Annotated in this window: 3 protein-coding genes; all 3 read right to left on the reverse strand. The window is 47.7% G+C overall.

Annotated features, from left to right (window positions below; translation table 11 throughout):
- Nucleotides 1-480 precede the first annotated feature (480 nt).
- The gene (locus HWQ67_RS17500; RefSeq protein WP_218253983.1) at nt 481-1,122 is read right to left on the reverse strand and encodes an MOSC domain-containing protein; all 642 of its coding nucleotides are present in this window, start codon (nt 1,120-1,122) and stop codon (nt 481-483) included.
- Between the two features lie 40 nt (nt 1,123-1,162).
- A complete protein-coding gene (locus HWQ67_RS17505) occupies nt 1,163-1,384 on the reverse strand; it encodes a tetratricopeptide repeat protein (RefSeq protein ID WP_255317341.1) in 222 nt (73 codons plus the stop codon).
- Nucleotides 1,374-1,816 (reverse strand): hypothetical protein (locus HWQ67_RS17510; RefSeq protein ID WP_218253984.1); only part of this gene is annotated, 443 nt, incomplete at its 5' end. The genes HWQ67_RS17510 and HWQ67_RS17505, both read right to left, overlap by 11 nt.

The raw sequence follows: 1,816 nt of genomic DNA on the forward strand, positions 1-1,816 counted from the left end.
CATAAGACCTTGAATAAAACAAGGGCAGATATCGCTTGTGAATGCTACCATTTTTAACAACATCCTCTGAGTCACGTTGTATACAAGTCATAAGTACAGTCTCCTTAAATGAATTTTTAATGTATTATAGCAACCATAACGCTAAAAATAAAAATCATACCATCACTACCTGTGCAGGACTACCAAAAAAAGAATACCGAAAGGAATCGTAAAAAACAGAAGGAGTTGCTTGGGGACCAGTCCCCTTGACCCCGTAAAAATGCCGCATATTCTGTATTTAATCCAATCGAAATTTGCTATAATATCATTCATGTCAATATTGCGTTCGTTAATCTTCATTTTTGCGTGCTTTGTCATTTTAATCATAAAAAAAACCACAGGTATACTATGCAGATGAGGGCGGAGGGGATGGGGCATCCCTGCCACAAACCACCCCTTCTTTCCTTGCATCTCATACGAGCCGGACGCACTATAATTCCTCTATGTCTTTTCCAGTAGTTCCTTAAAAGAGCGTTGCCATGCCTCTGACACTGCGGGGACGGATAGAACCTTTTGGATTGCCTCACGGTTTTTCCTGTCGTGGTGCAATACGTTGTTGGCATAGGTTATGGTGACCTCGGAGAAGGGTCTTTCTTTCAGGGTCAGTTCTACGCCTGCTTCTACGTGGCCTTCCTGCAGGACTCTCAGGTAGAAGCCGGTATAGCCTGCGTCAACTACCAGTTTTACGAGGTCTGGTCTTCCGTATCTGGTTGCAAGGGTGTTGCAGGGTTGTCGTGGTTGGGTGACCTCTACTGTAGCGCTTCCAATCTGGTATATGTCGCCGATGCAGACGTCACCTTCGACGAAGCCTGAGACGGTCAGGTTTTCTCCGAAGGCGGCAGGAGGCAGGGTCAACCCCAGGACACGTTCCCAGTGGGCGTAGTGGTTGCGGCTATAGACGCAGACGGCCTTGTCCGTTCCGCCGTGGTGCTTGGTATCGGAGACGCCATCCCCCTCGAATCCCGTCTTCGTAAGGAAGACTACCCCGGATACCGGCACCTTGGCGATCCCCGTTGTTATGCCCTTGCCGTAAAACAGCTCCTGCTTTGGCTGTCCAATGTTAAGCGATATAACTGTGTTCATAGTGTGTAGTGTAAACCTCCGTATTAATTATAGGGTAGTATTAAGGCCATGCTGCCTCGGCCTTTGCGGTGTACTCGGCTGCCTTGTGCGGATCGCCGGATTTGGCAAAGACATCGGCAAGGTTGCGGTATGAAGCAGCGATATCAGGATGTTTGTCTCCATAGACCTCCAACCTGATAGCAAGGGCTTTTTCAAGGTACTCAATTGCCTTCTTTAAGTCGCCTAACGAGTTCCATGCAACTCCAACATTGTTATAAGACATAGCTACATAGGGCCTCCTTCTTTTTGTTTAAATCCGCACCATCAAATGACATGATCGTAACGTCAACCAGCTTTTCGGTGGACAGGTTTTTGCCGTCACATTCAAGGACAAACTGATACCGGCTCGTGATGACAACGTTGCTGTTGCCCTCTGTCCACTCAACCGCCTCAAGAAAGGGACGGATGATATCCTTAACCGCATCTGCCACGTAATACTCGTTGCCATGACGGATGAGATTCTGTTCAAAGTCGTCGAAATAGATAATTGCCGAAATATCGTCTTTAAAGACCGTGCGAAAAAGACCTTTAATCTTGTCCTCATACTGCCTGTCAGACTTCAGGAGCGCCAGGCCGTCACTATTGCCCAACTTATCAAGCACTCCCCGCAGCTTTGGGATCACCTCCGCCTCCCTGACAACCCCGTGAAAGACAA

Origin of the sequence: Candidatus Magnetobacterium casense (genome assembly GCF_019173545.1) — a bacterium.
GTDB classification, from domain to species: Bacteria; Nitrospirota; Thermodesulfovibrionia; order Thermodesulfovibrionales; family Magnetobacteriaceae; genus Magnetobacterium; species Magnetobacterium cryptolimnobacter.